The sequence below is a fragment of the Vibrio sp. CUB2 genome (assembly GCF_001557945.1).
Lineage (GTDB): Bacteria > Pseudomonadota > Gammaproteobacteria > Enterobacterales > Vibrionaceae > Vibrio > Vibrio owensii.
Window position 1 is genome coordinate 1 of record NZ_LNRB01000010.1, and the last position, 15,259, is coordinate 15,259.

The window sequence follows — 15,259 nt, forward strand, 5'->3', positions numbered from 1 at the left end:
ACACGTTGGCTGTTTACGAAAACCATTTCTCGAACAATGGTGTGGTTGGTGCCCCATTAACAGTGGCTGGTTTTTTACTTGGTATGACAAAGAACGCCAAAGTGGCTTCGTTGAATCACGTTATTACCACACATCATCCAGTACGTGTGGCGGAAGAAGCGTGTCTACTCGACCAAATGAGTGAAGGCCGTTTTGTCTTTGGTTTTAGTGATTGTGAAAAGAGTGCAGATATGCGCTTTTTTAACCGACCAACGGATTCTCAGTTTCAGCTGTTCAGTGAGTGTCACAATATCATCAATGATGCATTCACTACTGGATACTGCCATCCAAACAATGATTTTTATAGTTTTCCTAAAATCTCTGTTAACCCACACGCGTACACTGAAGGCGGCCCTGCGCAATTTGTGAATGCGACGAGCAAAGAAGTGGTTGAGTGGGCGGCTAAGTTAGGGCTTCCACTCGTGTTTAAATGGGACGACTCAAACGCGCAAAGAAAAGAATACGCCGGTTTGTACCACGAAGTTGCTCAGGCACATGGTGTCGATGTTAGTCAGGTTCGACACAAGCTGACGCTGTTGGTCAACCAAAATGTAGATGGTGAAGCAGCAAGGGCTGAAGCACGCGTGTATTTGGAAGAGTTTGTCAGTGAATCTTACCCAAATACCGATTTTGAGCAAAAAATGGCAGAGCTGTTGTCAGAAAATGCCATCGGTACTTATGAAGAAAGTACTCAGGCAGCGCGAGTTGCGATTGAGTGCTGTGGTGCCGCGGACCTATTGATGTCTTTTGAGTCGATGGAAGATAAAGCGCAGCAAAGAGCGGTTATCGATGTGGTAAACGCCAACATCGTCAAATACCACTCGTAACGTTTAACTGATGCTGAAGGGGCAGTGATGCCCCTTATATCACCATTCTTTTCGCGCGATAGCGCTAACTAATAGAGGCATTTATATGGACGTACTTTCAGCGGTTAAGCAGGAAAACATCGCAGCGAGCACGGAAATCGATGACTTGATTTTCATGGGAACTCCTCAGCAATGGTCATTGCAGGAACAAAAACAACTGACATCTCGCTTTGTTAAAGGGGCATATCAATACCATTACCACAATAATGATGACTATCGTCAGTTCTGCCAGAAGTTGGGAGTCGGAGAGATGGTGGAAGATCTCAACGAGATCCCCGTTTTCCCTACTTCTATTTTTAAGTTGAAGACCCTATTAACATTGGACGATGAAGAGGTAGAGAATCGCTTTACTAGCAGTGGTACTAGTGGCATCAAAAGTATTGTCGCACGAGATAGACTCAGTATTGAGCGACTTCTTGGCTCTGTAAATTTCGGTATGAATTACGTAGGTGATTGGTTTGACCATCAGATGGAGTTGGTGAACTTAGGCCCAGATCGTTTTAATGCCAACAATATTTGGTTCAAGTACGTCATGAGCTTAGTCGAACTCCTCTACCCGACCGCATTTACTGTCACTGAGGATGAGATCGACTTTGAGGCGACGCTAGCTAATATGAATCGTATCAAGCAGTCTGGTAAAACCATTTGTCTTATCGGTCCTCCTTATTTTATCTATCTACTGTGCTGTTTCATGCGCGAGCAAGGTCAAACTTTCAATGGTGGTCGCGATCTTTACATCATCACTGGCGGCGGCTGGAAAAAACATCAGGATCAATCGCTCGATAGAGACGAGTTCAACCAACTTTTGTGTGAGACTTTTACCTTAGAAAGCCCAGAGCAGATTCGAGACACATTTAATCAAGTTGAACTGAACACCTGCTTTTTTGAGGATACAGAACACAAAAAGCGTGTACCGCCCTGGGTCTTTGCAAGAGCTCTGGATCCTAAAACATTAAAGCCGCTTCCGCATGGAAAGCCGGGACTGATGAGCTATATGGATGCCTCGGCGGTCAGCTATCCATGCTTTCTAGTGACGGATGATATAGGTATCGTGCGAGAAGAAGAAGGCGATCGCCCGGGAACCACCGTTGAGATCGTTAGAAGAGTTAAGACGCGGGGTATGAAGGGGTGCGCTCTCAGTATGTCTCAAGCGTTTACAGTTAAGAATGACGGAGGTAACTGAGATGTTATGTTCGATAAAAAAAATTGAGCCGTTAAGTAGCTTCATATTCCGAGTGTTACTCAAGCCGGAACTGCCTTTTGAATTTAAGGCAGGGCAGTACATTAACGTTAGTTTAAGCTTTGGTAGTTTACCGTTTTCTATAGCCTCATGTCCTTCTAATGGTGCGTTATTAGAACTCCATATTGGTGGCTCAGATATCAGCAAGAAAAATACGCTTGTGATGGAAGAACTCACCAATTCGTGGGTCTGCGGCAACATGGTTGAAGTAAGCGAAGCGCGAGGCGAGGCTTGGCTGCGTAATGAGAGAGTCAACCCCTTGTTATTGGTCGCAGGCGGGACCGGAATGTCGTACACACTAAGTATTTTGAAAAATAGCTTGGCGCAAGGGTTTACCCAGCCGATTTACGTCTATTGGGGTGCCAAGGATATGGATAACCTGTATGTGCATGACGAGCTGGTGGACATTGCGCTTGAAAACAAAAACGTCAGTTACGTGCCAGTCACTGAAATATCAACCTGTCCCCAATACGCTAAGCAAGGAAAGGTGTTGGAGTGTGTAATGAGTGATTTCCGTAACTTATCTGAGTTCGATATCTACTTGTGTGGACCTTGCAAAATGGTTGAAGTGGCTCGTGATTGGTTCTGTGACAAAAGAGGGGCAGAACCAGAGCAACTTTACGCGGACGCGTTCGCTTATTTGTAATCAGTATCAAGGAGAAGAAACTATGAGCTCAACGTCACTACTAGATGAGTTTGGCACTCCAGTACAAAGGGTAGAAAGAGCGATTGAGGCTCTGAAAAATGGCCTTGGTGTTCTATTAATGGATGATGAGGATCGCGAGAACGAAGGCGACCTTATCTTTTCTGCACAGCACCTTACCGAAGCGCAAATGGCACTCATGATTCGTGAATGCAGTGGCATCGTGTGTTTGTGCTTAACGGAGGAACGCGCCAATTGGTTAGAGCTTCCTCCTATGGTGAAAGATAATCGCAGTAAAAACCAGACCGCTTTTACGGTTTCGATTGAAGCGAAAGAAGGGGTGACGACAGGGGTTTCTGCGAAAGATCGCGTTACAACGGTCAAAACGGCCACTTATTTTGATGCTCAACCAGAAGATCTAGCAAGACCAGGCCATGTTTTTCCGCTGGTTGCGAAAACAAATGGCGTGTTGGCCCGGCGAGGTCATACCGAAGGTACGATCGATTTGATGTATCTAGCAAACTTAGTCCCGTCAGGGATCCTTTGCGAACTGACTAACCCTGATGGAACCATGGCGAAACTACCAGAAACCATTGAGTTTGCAAGACGTCATGGAATGCCAGTGCTCACTATTGAAGATATCGTCGATTATCGGACGGTAATTGAACTGAGAAATGAATATGAGAGTGGCTTAGTGTGTGAAGTGAGTTGGTCTTAGTATTTAAAGTTCCTTTGTTTGTTCAGTCGCCTAGCTGACTTTCCCGCCCTTATCGGGCGGTTTTTTTGTTTTGCAGAAGTCAAAAATAAACCCGCAAAAGCGGGCTTATTGATATAAGGTGGTTAGTTGTAAGCCGGTTAATTGCAAACAAGCTAGTTGCAAACTGGACAGGTTGGCATTTTCATCAGATTCATTTCTCGCCAAGACATGCTGAGCGCATCGAGAATCAAAATCTTGCCTTTCTTTGGTTGGCCGTAATCAGCAATCACTTTGATCGCTTCCATCGCTTGTACTGCGCCAACAATACCCACAACAGGCGCCATGACTCCAGCTTCGACACAGCTTAACGCGCCATTGCCAAAAAGGGCACTCAAGCACTGGTAACATGGTTGCGTTGGGTCATCGTAAGTAAATACACTCACTTGGCCTTCCATACGAATGGCCGCGCCTGAAATTAGCGGTGTTTTGGTCGCAAAACATAGGCGGTTAAGTTGATTGCGCGTATCGACGTTATCTGATGCATCGACAACAATTGTGTGTTGCTTAATCAGGCCTTCTAACGCTGTATCATCAAGACGTTTTGCGATGGTATCTACGATGATGTGCGGGTTAAGTTCGCGTAGTGCATCTGCCGCTGATTCTACCTTCTTACGACCAATATCCGCATCGTGGTGCAGCACTTGGCGCTGAAGGTTAGACAGCTCGACGATATCATCATCAATCAGCGTGATTTTACCGACACCAGCCGTCGCCAAATATTGGCTTGATGCGCAGCCTAAACCGCCAGCACCAAGCATCAATACCGATGCTTGTTTGAGTGCTTCTTGTCCTTCAAAGTCAAACTGACGAAGAATGATTTGGCGGTTGTAACGCAACATTTCCTGATCGGAAAGAATATCCACAACGACTTCCTAGTAAAGGGTTGAGTTGAATAGTTGAATCTGAACCGTTTCGCCCACTTCAACTCGGCCGCGTTCACGTTCCAAGACAACAAAACAGTTCGCTAGGCTCATTGAGCGGAACGCGCCAGAGCTTTGGTTACCGGTTGTTTCAACCACAAACTTGCCATCTTCCAATGTGTAGATACCACGTTGGTAATCGGTACGACCTGGCGCTTTCTTAAAGGCGGTTTTGGTTGTTGCTGGAATAGACTCGGGTGCTTTCCATTCGGTGTGGCCTGCAAGTTTTGCCAGCATTGGTTGAACAAGCACGTACATAGTAAGAACTGCAGAAACAGGGTTACCCGGCAGACCACAGAACCAAGCAGTGCTTAGCTTACCAAACGCGAAAGGTTTACCCGGCTTGATTGCTAGCTTCCAGAAACCGATTTCACCAAGCTCTTCAAGAATGTCTTTGGTGTAATCCGCTTCGCCCACACTAACACCGCCTGAGGTCACGACCACATCTGCCAATGTTTGCGCTTGTTCAAAGGTTGCTTTTAGAGTCTCTGGGCAATCAGGAATGATGCCAAGATCAACGGCTTCACAACCGAAGTTCTCAATAAGCGGTTTAATACCGTAACGGTTACTGTCGTAGATTTGGCCTTCGTCTAGCGGTTCGCCCAGTGGTTTAAGCTCATCACCTGTAGAGAAGAAAGCAACTTTTGGCTTACGTACTACTGTCACATGGCTTACACCAAGAGACGCAATCATCGGAATATCGCGAGGTGTTAAACGTGCGCCTTTTGCCAGTACGATGTCGCCTTGTTTGATGTCGTCACCTGTTGGGCGGATGTTGTTTTGCGGCTTCACGTCGGTTTGGTTGAACTGAATACCAGCATCCGTTACTTCTGTGTTTTCTTGCATGATAACGGCATCACAACCCTGTGGGATTTTTGCGCCAGTCATGATGCGAACACAGGTACCTTGAGGCCATTCACCTTCAAAAGGTTGTCCTGCAAATGATTTACCTGCCAGAGGCAATACAGAAGATGACTCAAGATCTTGAATGCGAATAGCGTAGCCATCCATTGCTGAGTTATCGAATGGTGGTACGTGAATAGGAGACAGGATGTCTTCTGCCAGTACAAAACCGAGAGCTTCAGCAAGTGGAAGAGAAAGCGTTGTTTGGATAGGTTTGATTCGCGATAGCATTTTGTCCATCGCTTCTTCAATTGGCATCAAGCCAGGTGCGTCGCAGCAGCCCATTGAGAAAATCCTGTGTTCTTTTGTTTTGTGGCAACTTTACCATAAAAAGGGGACCGAGTAAGAATGTCCACCTATAAAATATGGGTGTAATTATTCAAAAATCCGAGTATCCTTGTCAGCCATCCGAAAGGGGTAAAAAAGCCCGCGGAGCTCAATAAAATCAGCTCAGTACCTATATTTGATGTGACTTGGTGTAAAGACACGAAACTGAGCAACTCAAAGCGAAAAATATGAATGCAATTTTGATTGGGTTTGTATTGAAGCGGAAGTAACAAAAGAGGAAGTGGAATGTCAGGTCTTAGCGAGTCAGCGAAGTTAGTAAAAGAAGCGCTAGAGCAACGCGGTTTGGAAACGCCAATGCGTCCAAACAACGTAAGTCGTGAAGAGAAGAAAGAGAAGATCGAACACCACATGCGTGAGATCTTAGGTCTGCTTCAACTTGACCTTACCGACGATAGCCTAGAAGAAACCCCTCACCGCATTGCTAAGATGTACGTTGACGAAATCTTCTCTGGTTTGGATTACTCCAACTTCCCGAAAATCACGGTGATTGAGAACAAGATGAACGTGAGCGAGATGGTTCGCGTGAAGGACATCACAGTGACCAGCACTTGTGAACACCACCTTGTGACCATTGATGGCAAGGCTGCTGTGGCTTACATTCCACGTGGCAAGATCATTGGCCTATCAAAGATCAACCGTATCGTTCGCTTCTTTGCCCAGCGTCCACAAGTTCAAGAGCGTATGACTCAGCAGATTCTTGTTGCACTTCAAACGTTGCTTGAGTCTGATGATGTGGCAGTGACGATTGACGCAACACACTACTGCGTGAAATCTCGCGGTGTGATGGATGCAACCAGCGAAACGACGACAACAGCATTGGGTGGCATCTTCAAAAGCAACCCAGCAACGCGTGCCGAGTTTCTGCACGGTTTACGCTAGGTAACCAAGCACTATTCTAAGAGGATGGCAAACGCCATCCTTTTTTGTATCTGTCTGAAATGAATAATGATTTGAGAATGAATACGACAAAAATCATTTATCGATTTCTGTGTTGACAGTCACATGCGATAGACTTAATATCCACGCCCAGCAAACGGTTGCGAAGGCTTCACTTCTCTATTCGTTCTGCCCAATTTGATTCTTCAAGCTCAGCTGATCTCGGTCAGTTGTCTTTCTGTTTTCTAATAGTAGAAAGGCAACAAAATTGAGATTTGGCATGACCACACAAACCACCATCAACTCGACTGCTCCAGCTTCTATTCAAGCATCGGAAAACAGTTGGCAAAAGAAAGCAATTCTTAGTGTCGCGTTCTTAATGGCGACCACGTCTGTTGGACCTGGCTTTTTAACCCAAACAGCGGTCTTCACCAATATCTACAAAATCGACATGGCATTCCCTGTGTTTGCATCCATGTTTATCACCTTTGGTATTGTGATGAACTTATGGCGCATCGTAGGTGTGTCTGGTATGCGCATTCAAGACATTGCCAACAGAGTCGCACCGGGGATGGGCTACGTGGTGGGCATTCTGCTGGCACTTGGTGCGGTTGCATTTAACTTCGGTAACGTAAGTGGTTCTGCGCTCGGTATTAATGTACTAACGGGTGTGGATACAACTTGGGGTGCTCTTTTCACAGGCGTAGTAGGTTGTTTGCTGTTTGTGGTGCACAACGCTTCTAAACGCATGGACCAAATGGCACGCTACCTCGGCTTGTTTATGATCATCTTAATTGCGTATGTCGCGATGACCAGTTTACCGCCAATGGGGGAGACTTTGAGCGCAGCAGTAATGCCTACTGATGTTGGCAGCCTGCTATTACCGACGCTGACTATCGTTGGTGGCGCAGTAGGTGGCTATTACACAGGCGCACAGCGATTGGTTGACATCGGCTTGCAAGGTAAAGAGAACGTACCCGCTATCAAAACAGCAGCATGGGCCGGTATTTCAATTGCCGTGGTGATTCGCATCCTGTTGTTTATGGCAGTGTTCGGTGTGATTGCAACAGGCGCGACTTTAGACTCTACAAACCCAGCCGCTGACGCGTTTCGGCAAGGTGCAGGTGAGGTAGGTTACTTTATCTTTGGCTTGGTGTTGTTTGTAGCATCGATTACCTCGGTTGTCGGTAACTCGTACATGGCGATTTCCCTTATCAAAACACTCTTCCCAGTTGTGGCTCGCAACGAGAAAGCATGGTGTGTCGGTTTCATTATTATCACATCGCTTGGCACTGTGACGATGAACATGCCGATTCTGCTGCTAATGCTGGCTGGCCTTGTTAACAGTATTATCCTGCCAATCGTTTTAGGTATGGTGCTGGTGGCGACACGCAGAAAAGACATCGTAGGTGACTACAAACACCCAGCCTATTTAACGCTGACGGGCGTTGCAATTGTCGTGGTGATGGCGGCATCAAGCATGACCAATATCAGCAACTTTATGGCCAAGTTTATCGGCTAATGTGTATCGAGTAATGTTTATCGGGATATGAGCTTGCTAGAACAAAAGAAAACGACCTCGTAATGAGGTCGTTTTTTATGTCTGTTTTGAAGGCGTTCTTACCAGTTCTGGCCAGTACATTTTTACATAACCAGCAGAAACCCAAACGACAAGTACGGTGGCAATGCTTAACTCTAGGAATCCAAAATCGTGCAACCAATGCCAGTGGGGATGTGACTCAGCAAAAAAGGTGGTGAGGCGATGCATCGCAATAGCACTGATAACGGAAGGGAAGGTCACGGCCGCAATAGATGGCTGGAACTTCAAACGCATTAAACGGAAGTAACACAGATAAATCAGCAACGTCATGGTGATTGCGATGCCTGCCAATGCGCCTGTCAGAATCGGGTCTGGTTCGCCAAAGTTGACCAGATACGCTGCTAAAGACAAGTTTACCGGTGCCGCCATGATCGCCAATGTTGGGCGTGCGCGACGCGGAAGAGAACCAAAGAACACCAATCGATATAGCACTAATGGCAACATGAAGAAGTAAATACCAATGCACATCATCGCCAAGGTTTCAGAAAACACATTATGGCCGAATTGAGAACCTGCAAGGGAAGAACTGATCAAGCCAACAGGATATAGGAACCAACTTGGCACGATGTTCGACATCTTGAAGTTCATGATCTGGAAGCCAAAGAACAACACCATCATCGTAAAGTGAAGTAAGACCGCCACAAACCACAATGGATAAGCAATAAGTGGCGCTACTGCCGCAAGGTAGTCACACAGTACGAGTAACGCCATGCTCATTGGAGCCATTAAGCTACCACTCAGCGGGTGTTTGATATCCGCCATAAACAGGCGAGGGCTGGTGGCGTATTTTAGGAGAACTGGAGTGAGGAGCAATGCACCAAGTGCAGCAAGAAATGGTCTTATCGGTTCGCCAATGTCAGGAATGTATAAAGCCCAAGCTTGTCCAAGCCCTATCATACCCAGTGCCAAAGCCGCTTGCGAAGGCGGGACACTGTAAAACTGTACAAGTCTTCTCCAGTTCAAAACTACTCCGAGATTGGATGAATCACTCTAATTTGAGGCGAGAATACTAACAATATTCATGAGTCGTTACCCTTAAATATTATAAGTAAATATCAGAGAATGGGAATTTTGTGAGTTTGGTAGGGAAATTTTGTAGAGAGATGCAAAAATGCAGAATTACTGGCTCCAAACTAACATCTTATGTGGAAGATAATTTGGAGCCGATATTAAGTTAGGCTTGGTTTTCTGGTAGGTCTTGCTGACGTAGCTTGTCATTTTTAAGCGTACGATGTAGCAACTGGCTGTAAATCGGTTGCCCGCCAAGTAACTGCGCTACGATTACCGCGCCTAAGCTAGTAATGATGAGAGGCAGAATTAAGTAGTAGTTATTTGTCATCTCGATAACCAGCAAGATGCCAGTGATTGGAGCACGCACTGTCGCTGCGAATAACGCTCCCATACCGGCAATGGCAAACACGCCAGGTTCAATTGTCAGAGAAGGTAATAACATGTCTGCACTTGCGCCAAACGCGTAGCCAAATAGCGTACCCAGCGCCAACATTGGTGCGAAGATACCGCCCGGAGCACCTGAACCAAAACAGAGTAAGGTTGTGATAACACGGCCAACAAACAGCATCACTAAGATCGAGATTGAGTAGTTACCGTTGGTAATGTCCGGAATCAAACCAATACCACCACCAGTAAGTTGAGGAACATAAAGCAGTAGTAAGCCAAACACACCACCCAATACGGTGCCTGTGATTAGGTAACGTTTACGGTCGTTCTTGTGTAGAGCAACAAAGCTGTCTTGTGCGATAGTCACCAGTTTGTTGAAGATGACACCAAATACACCGAACAAAGAACCAAGCAGTAGGAATAGCCATAGTGATTGTAACTCTGGCGATTGATACTGCGGCATGGTGATAACGGCGGCTTGGCCATTAATGGCGCGAAATACAATGTTTGCCATGATCGCTGAAATGATCACCGCTCGGATAGAAATCAACGAGTAGCGAAATTGAGGGCGCATTTCCTCAACTACAAACATAATGCCTGCTAATGGCGCGTTAAAGGCAGCGGCCAAGCCTCCGGCAGCACCAGAGGCTAATAATGAGTGGCGTGTATCATCGTCTTTAATACGGAAGATGTCAGTGACCATGCGACCAACGGCACCACCCATTTGTACGGTAGGACCTTCGCGACCTAAAACCATACCTGAACCAAGCGCGCCCATACCGCCAAAGAACTTCACAGGGATTACTCGCCACCAACGTACAGGGCGAATGTTATCCATGGCACCTTCGATCTCAGGAATACCTGAGCCAGATGCTTCAGGCGCAAAACGGTGAACAAGGTAGTAACCGATAAATGCCAAGGTTGCACTGATTAGAATCGCAGCAAGCCACAAAGGCAGTACGCTACCGATTTCGCTTTTTAACCACTCGGTACGAGTTTCTGAAACAAAGTGAACGGCAATTTCGAAGTAGGTGCCGACAAGACCTGCTAACGTACCAACGATCGCGGCCATAAAGAGGACGGAAAATGATGTTGGTGTTGACCCTCGAGAGACAAACTGGTTAATCGCATCTTTCGGTACGTGCGCTAACACAGATTTCACAATTCTCTCTCGCTTGGTCATTAACAGGTTCTCCTGGGAATAAATGGAAGGGACGAAAGAAATTATACGCTCACGAGAGTCTAGACCTAATCAATAAAGATGCAATTTAGCTTTCCACTATTGAGCAGTTCAAGCGTCCATTGTGTAAATATTGATAAATATTGTGCTATTGATCCCATATCTCACGCTATTTTTTTATCGAGTAACCTTGTTTTCTGAGCAAAATGAACCATGCTTTAAGTGTAAAGCAACATGACTGCTTCAGAAGGAGGGATGTGAGGTTTTACACACAATTTGGATGGATTCAAACCCTACAGAAATTCCTCGTTATTTGTTCGGGATGCATCAATAGACTTCCCGATTCGCATACTCACGATTGAGTCACGAGGCAGAGGCGCACGCAAGAGTGCGCCTTTTTAATGCCTGTCTAAACTGCAAGCCTATTCACTACTCCGCCTATAAAGGTATCTGCACAGTTACTCAACAATAACCGTATGAAGTATTGATAAATATTAATGGTATGCTATTCTGCTGTCTCGTAATGGTTCTCAGCGTGATGGACTACGCAGTTTATGCTTTATACAAAGATTGATGCGGACTAGAAGGTCCGCTTTTTTTGTGTCTGAAATCCGACATAGTCACTTGCTTCTCGCGCTACTTACAGCAAAGATAAAGCTCTTTCATTCATCTTCTCGAGTCAAATCGATAGTCCCCCTATGTTGCGTTTCTCATTCTTCCTGCTTCTTTCTTTAAGTTTGTTTTCTCAAACCGCAAATGCACGAGATGCGTGGTGGCAAATCATATTATCTGAAGCGCCTTTTGTTGAGGTTCAACAAACCTTGCAAGAGGGTGGTGACTGGTACGGATGTGAGACGCAGGAAAGCGAAGGTGCATTCTGCTTGGATGATTTTCATTATTACCACCAGCACCTTTACGGAGAAGCAACGATAGAAGAAAAAGTGATTCGTCTAAACTTTCTCACGGACTATCAACCTCAAAACTTGAGTGATGTGATACTGAATCTGAGAAAAGATGGGTTGGTGATGAAGCGAATTAACATACAGGGCGAGCAGTACGATATAGCTGCAGCTTTAAAACAAAACTCACCAGAAGCTGTCGACAAAGCTCTGATTCTGTTTATCAACCGCCACCCTCAGCAAGTGCCGCGAAGTATTGATTGGGTGTTAGCTGAAGAATTTGAATCGCCAACACCGAGAGTGCATGTCACGTTAAACAGTGATGGCGAAATGATTGAGCTTAAGGTTGAGCGCTTTTAAAGCGGAAGTTAAAGCATCGCGATACAAACATCGTTTAAAGGCTTAGTTTTGCGCGGTCTTGTTTTCATCATGCAAAGAAAGAAAGGTCGCCATCGCCGATTCATCCAAAAATCCATCTGACTTTTTGTGTGCGCGTAGGTACTGATAACCCGCGACCAACTTGCGGTGTTTGGCTTCTTCCTCTTCTGATATCGTTCCATTCATCACGTGTTGGAAGGCCAGTTTATAGGCCTCCATGTCCACGACTTCCGCTTGACGGTATAAATAGCCGCAACCAGTGGCTAACCATTCCAATGAGCAGTTGGCTCGCATGGCGATTTGATTCGCTTTGGCTAAGCTCGGTTCGCTGCCTTTGAGGTATTTGCGAATCAAAGCTTCAGAAACGTCCACGCGTCGCGCAAAACCACTGATGCTTTCTTCGCCAATTAATGTCGCGAGTCGTTGGGCAAAAGACATATTTCGTACTCCAGTTCGAATTGCGAAAGTTTACCCGTTGAGCGAGCGGTAAAACAAGACTAGGATGAAAGCAGATTGAGAAAAGGAGATAAACCCATGGTTGCAAAAGTAGTGACTGCACCAAACGGTCCAGAGTTTTCTGAACTGGTACAAGGTTATTGGCGTGCAGTAGATTGGGGCATGACGGCGCAAGAGCGTTTGTCGTTCCTAAAGCAACACATTGAGTTAGGCATTACCACCGTCGATCACGCTGACATCTACGGTAACTACGAATGTGAAGCGCTGTTTGGTGAAGCACTCGCACTGGACAAAAGCGTTCGTGAGCAAATTCAGATCGTGACAAAGTGCGACATCAACTTGTGTGGTGACAAAACGCCAGAGCGTAAGATTAACCACTACGACACCAGCGCTGCACACATCTATCAATCCGTGAACAACTCGCTTGAGCGACTAAAAGTCGACGAGATTGATGTTCTTCTTATCCATCGTCCAGACGTGTTGATGGATGCAGACGAGGTAGCAGAAGCGTTCTCTGAGCTGCATAAAGTGGGTAAAGTTAAGCACTTTGGTGTTTCTAACTTCACGCCTCGCCAATTCGATCTTCTTCAATCTCGTTTAAGCAAACCTCTTGTGACTAACCAAGTGGAAATCAACCCACTGAACTTTGAAGTGGCACACGATGGTACGCTAGATCTACTTCAAACGCATCGTGTTCGTCCAATGGCATGGTCATGTTTGGGTGGTGGTTCAATCTTTACTGGTGATACGGAGCAAGCGGTTCGTGTTCGTAACGAGCTAGAAGCTATCCGAGAAGAAGTGGGTGCAAACAGCATCGACGAAGTGATTTACGCTTGGGTACGTCGCTTGCCTTCAAAGCCGATGCCAATTATTGGTTCTGGTAAAATCGAGCGTGTGCATAGTGCAGTTAACGCGCTAAGCATTGAGCTAACTCGTGAGCAATGGTACCGAGTTTGGGTTGCATCAAAAGGTCACGGTGTGCCATAGAAAGCGGCCAGTAAACAAAAGACTGAGGCACTCCAAAGAGGGTGCCTTTTTTATTTCTTCTTATCTTAAATGGCAGCCACTTTATAAACGCAACCCCTTGTGTATCAAGCCTTGTAGAACTTTTAATCATTCCTGACTGATGTCACTAAATGTATAGGGAATCGAATTTTTTCTTAGTTCATTGGTTCACTCAACTATTCATATTGCGTATGCTTACCCAGTAAACAAAAAACGAAGACTCTTAGTCTGTGTAGCAGTAACAATCTGGTAGAATTCCGCACAGATTGTTGAATATTTAAAGGTGGTAGCATGTCTTTTCCTGTACTCATCTGTGATGATTCTGCGTTAGCACGCAAACAGATGGCAAGATCACTGCCAGCAACATTGAATGCAGACGTGACATTTGCCATCCATGGTAAAAATGCGCTTGAAGAGTTAGCGCAAAAAGAATTTAAACTGATGTTTCTTGACCTCACCATGCCAGAGATGGACGGTTTTGAAACATTAGAAAACATGAAACGCTTGGGCATTCAAACGCCTGTCGTGGTTGTGTCTGGCGATATTCAACCAAAATCAAAAGAGCGCGTGTTTGCTCTCGGTGCGAAAGCGTTTATTCAAAAGCCGATTGGTAAAGACGAGCTTAAAGCGACGTTAAAAGAGCTGATCGAGCCGAATGATCGACCACAAGTCATCACACCAACAACCATAGAATTGCCGATTCTCCGCCGCCGCGACATCTATATGGAAGTGGCGAACGTTTCTATTGGCCGTGCAGCGGATGCGCTCGCTCGACACTTTGATGTATTTGTTCAGCTTCCATTGCCAAACGTGAATATCTTTGAAGTCAGTGAACTGCACATGGCTTTGCGCGATCTCGCATCTCACGACAATGTGTCCGGTGTTTGCCAAGGCTTTTGTGGTGAGGGCATCGCCGGCGAAGCGTTAGTGATCTTGAGCGACTCCAGTGTTTCTGATCTTAAGAAACTGATGAAGGTGCCAGCAGACAGCGAAGAGTTGGAAGAACTAGAGCTGTTGATGGACATTTCCAATATCTTGGTTGGATCATTCTTGAATGGTTTGGGCGAACAGTCTGAAGTCCGCTTTTTCCAGAGTTCACCAGTGCTGCTTGGTCAGCATATTTCCATCGATTCTATTATCGAGTCGACAACAGGTGCATTTAGTCGAACCATGACATTCGAGGTTAGCTACAACATTGAAGGCACCTCCATCCGTTGTGATCTACTGTTTATGTTTGTTGATGAGTCACTTCCGTTGCTGGATAACAAACTGTCGTACCTAATGGAGGATTTCTAATGCTGAATTTACCTGCAGAATTTGAACAATTCCATTGGATGGTCGACATGGTTCAAAATGTCGACATGGGCTTAGTCGTTATCGATAAAGATTACAACGTTCAAGTGTGGAATGGTTTTATGACTCACCACAGCGGTTTGCAATCTCACGAGGCAATTGGTCGTTCGATCTTTGATATCTTCCCTGAGATCCCGCAAGAGTGGTTCAAGTTGAAAACTAAGCCTGTTTACGATTTGGGGTGTCGAAGCTTCATCACGTGGCGTCAGCGTTCATATCTGTTCCGTTGCCGCAACGTTCGACCAGTGACGCAACAAGCAGAGTTCATGTACCAAAACGTGACGCTAAACCCAATGCGAACCCCAACAGGGAAAATCAACTCGTTGTTCTTGTCGATTCAAGATGCAACTGCCGAAGCTTTGATGTCGCAGCAGCAAAAATAAAGCTTGAGAAAATAA

Annotated in this window: 15 protein-coding genes; 10 read left to right on the top strand and 5 right to left on the bottom strand. The window is 45.8% G+C overall.

The genetic code is table 11. The features are described 5' to 3' along the window. From ATB78_RS16745 to ribB, 4 genes are all read left to right on the top strand, one after another. Window positions 1–866: LLM class flavin-dependent oxidoreductase (locus ATB78_RS16745; RefSeq protein WP_061009327.1), on the top strand; the 866-nt coding region annotated here is incomplete at its 5' end. A gap of 85 nt (window positions 867–951) precedes the next feature. Then, window positions 952–2,088, top strand: a complete 1,137-nt coding sequence (locus ATB78_RS16750; protein ID WP_061009329.1) for a long-chain fatty acid--CoA ligase — start codon at window positions 952–954, stop codon at window positions 2,086–2,088. A gap of 1 nt (window position 2,089) precedes the next feature. Beyond that, the gene (gene fre / locus ATB78_RS16755) at window positions 2,090–2,791 is read left to right on the top strand and encodes an NAD(P)H-flavin reductase (RefSeq protein WP_061009331.1); all 702 of its coding nucleotides are present in this window, start codon (window positions 2,090–2,092) and stop codon (window positions 2,789–2,791) included. Between the two features lie 22 nt (window positions 2,792–2,813). Then, complete coding sequence (ribB, locus tag ATB78_RS16760; protein WP_061009333.1) at window positions 2,814–3,506, top strand: 3,4-dihydroxy-2-butanone-4-phosphate synthase; 693 nt, start codon at window positions 2,814–2,816, stop codon at window positions 3,504–3,506. Between the two features lie 152 nt (window positions 3,507–3,658). Here the strand turns inward: ribB and moeB are convergent, their stop codons facing one another. Together moeB and moeA are read right to left on the bottom strand one after the other, a co-directional pair. Continuing rightward, window positions 3,659–4,408, bottom strand: a complete 750-nt coding sequence (gene moeB, locus ATB78_RS16765; RefSeq protein ID WP_061009335.1) for a molybdopterin-synthase adenylyltransferase MoeB — start codon at window positions 4,406–4,408, stop codon at window positions 3,659–3,661. A 9-nt stretch (window positions 4,409–4,417) separates the two neighbouring features. Beyond that, entirely contained in the window at window positions 4,418–5,653 is a 1,236-nt protein-coding gene (gene moeA, locus ATB78_RS16770; RefSeq protein ID WP_017635208.1) for a molybdopterin molybdotransferase MoeA, read from the bottom strand. A gap of 288 nt (window positions 5,654–5,941) precedes the next feature. On the opposite strand from moeA, the gene folE reads away from it, so the two are divergent. Further along, the gene (gene folE / locus ATB78_RS16775; protein ID WP_005373478.1) at window positions 5,942–6,595 is read left to right on the top strand and encodes a GTP cyclohydrolase I FolE; all 654 of its coding nucleotides are present in this window, start codon (window positions 5,942–5,944) and stop codon (window positions 6,593–6,595) included. A 277-nt stretch (window positions 6,596–6,872) separates the two neighbouring features. Beyond that, window positions 6,873–8,114 (top strand): NRAMP family divalent metal transporter, encoded by a 1,242-nt coding sequence (locus ATB78_RS16780; protein ID WP_061009338.1) that lies wholly within the window; start codon window positions 6,873–6,875, stop codon window positions 8,112–8,114. Between the two features lie 75 nt (window positions 8,115–8,189). On the opposite strand, the gene ATB78_RS16785 is transcribed toward ATB78_RS16780, so the two are convergent. Both ATB78_RS16785 and clcA read right to left on the bottom strand, forming a co-directional pair. Beyond that, on the bottom strand, window positions 8,190–9,155 hold the full coding sequence (locus ATB78_RS16785) for a TDT family transporter (protein WP_081096614.1): 966 nt from the start codon (window positions 9,153–9,155) through the stop codon (window positions 8,190–8,192). A 211-nt stretch (window positions 9,156–9,366) separates the two neighbouring features. After that, window positions 9,367–10,773, bottom strand: a complete 1,407-nt coding sequence (clcA, locus tag ATB78_RS16790) for a H(+)/Cl(-) exchange transporter ClcA (protein WP_005435622.1) — start codon at window positions 10,771–10,773, stop codon at window positions 9,367–9,369. 695 nt (window positions 10,774–11,468) lie between these two features. Between clcA and ATB78_RS16795 the strand changes: the two genes are divergently transcribed. Continuing rightward, window positions 11,469–12,029 (top strand): hypothetical protein, encoded by a 561-nt coding sequence (locus ATB78_RS16795; protein WP_061009341.1) that lies wholly within the window; start codon window positions 11,469–11,471, stop codon window positions 12,027–12,029. Window positions 12,030–12,071: 42 nt separating this feature from the next. Here the strand turns inward: ATB78_RS16795 and ATB78_RS16800 are convergent, their stop codons facing one another. Next, window positions 12,072–12,485 (bottom strand): helix-turn-helix transcriptional regulator, encoded by a 414-nt coding sequence (locus ATB78_RS16800; RefSeq protein WP_005435626.1) that lies wholly within the window; start codon window positions 12,483–12,485, stop codon window positions 12,072–12,074. Window positions 12,486–12,581: 96 nt separating this feature from the next. On the opposite strand from ATB78_RS16800, the gene ATB78_RS16805 reads away from it, so the two are divergent. The 3 genes from ATB78_RS16805 to ATB78_RS16815 all read left to right on the top strand — a co-directional run bounded on the left by ATB78_RS16805 (window position 12,582) and on the right by ATB78_RS16815 (window position 15,244). After that, window positions 12,582–13,490, top strand: a complete 909-nt coding sequence (locus ATB78_RS16805; protein WP_061009342.1) for an aldo/keto reductase family oxidoreductase — start codon at window positions 12,582–12,584, stop codon at window positions 13,488–13,490. Between the two features lie 309 nt (window positions 13,491–13,799). Next, the gene (locus tag ATB78_RS16810; protein ID WP_061009344.1) at window positions 13,800–14,804 is read left to right on the top strand and encodes a response regulator; all 1,005 of its coding nucleotides are present in this window, start codon (window positions 13,800–13,802) and stop codon (window positions 14,802–14,804) included. Then, the gene (locus ATB78_RS16815; protein ID WP_061009346.1) at window positions 14,804–15,244 is read left to right on the top strand and encodes a PAS domain-containing protein; all 441 of its coding nucleotides are present in this window, start codon (window positions 14,804–14,806) and stop codon (window positions 15,242–15,244) included. The genes ATB78_RS16810 and ATB78_RS16815 overlap by 1 nt, the downstream gene beginning before the upstream one ends. Window positions 15,245–15,259: the final 15 nt, after the last annotated feature.

What these genes read in the sequence shown, in the direction of transcription:
- ATB78_RS16750 (WP_061009329.1), top strand. Translation starts at nt 952, where the DNA reads ATGGACGTACTTTCAGCGGTTAAGCAGGAAAACATCGCAGCGAGCACG.
- fre (WP_061009331.1), top strand. Translation starts at nt 2,090, where the DNA reads ATGTTATGTTCGATAAAAAAAATTGAGCCGTTAAGTAGCTTCATATTC.
- ribB (WP_061009333.1), top strand. Translation starts at nt 2,814, where the DNA reads ATGAGCTCAACGTCACTACTAGATGAGTTTGGCACTCCAGTACAAAGG.
- moeA (WP_017635208.1), bottom strand. Translation starts at nt 5,653, where the DNA reads ATGGGCTGCTGCGACGCACCTGGCTTGATGCCAATTGAAGAAGCGATG.
- folE (WP_005373478.1), top strand. Translation starts at nt 5,942, where the DNA reads ATGTCAGGTCTTAGCGAGTCAGCGAAGTTAGTAAAAGAAGCGCTAGAG.
- ATB78_RS16780 (WP_061009338.1), top strand. Translation starts at nt 6,873, where the DNA reads ATGACCACACAAACCACCATCAACTCGACTGCTCCAGCTTCTATTCAA.
- clcA (WP_005435622.1), bottom strand. Translation starts at nt 10,773, where the DNA reads ATGACCAAGCGAGAGAGAATTGTGAAATCTGTGTTAGCGCACGTACCG.
- ATB78_RS16795 (WP_061009341.1), top strand. Translation starts at nt 11,469, where the DNA reads ATGTTGCGTTTCTCATTCTTCCTGCTTCTTTCTTTAAGTTTGTTTTCT.
- ATB78_RS16800 (WP_005435626.1), bottom strand. Translation starts at nt 12,485, where the DNA reads ATGTCTTTTGCCCAACGACTCGCGACATTAATTGGCGAAGAAAGCATC.
- ATB78_RS16805 (WP_061009342.1), top strand. Translation starts at nt 12,582, where the DNA reads ATGGTTGCAAAAGTAGTGACTGCACCAAACGGTCCAGAGTTTTCTGAA.
- ATB78_RS16810 (WP_061009344.1), top strand. Translation starts at nt 13,800, where the DNA reads ATGTCTTTTCCTGTACTCATCTGTGATGATTCTGCGTTAGCACGCAAA.
- ATB78_RS16815 (WP_061009346.1), top strand. Translation starts at nt 14,804, where the DNA reads ATGCTGAATTTACCTGCAGAATTTGAACAATTCCATTGGATGGTCGAC.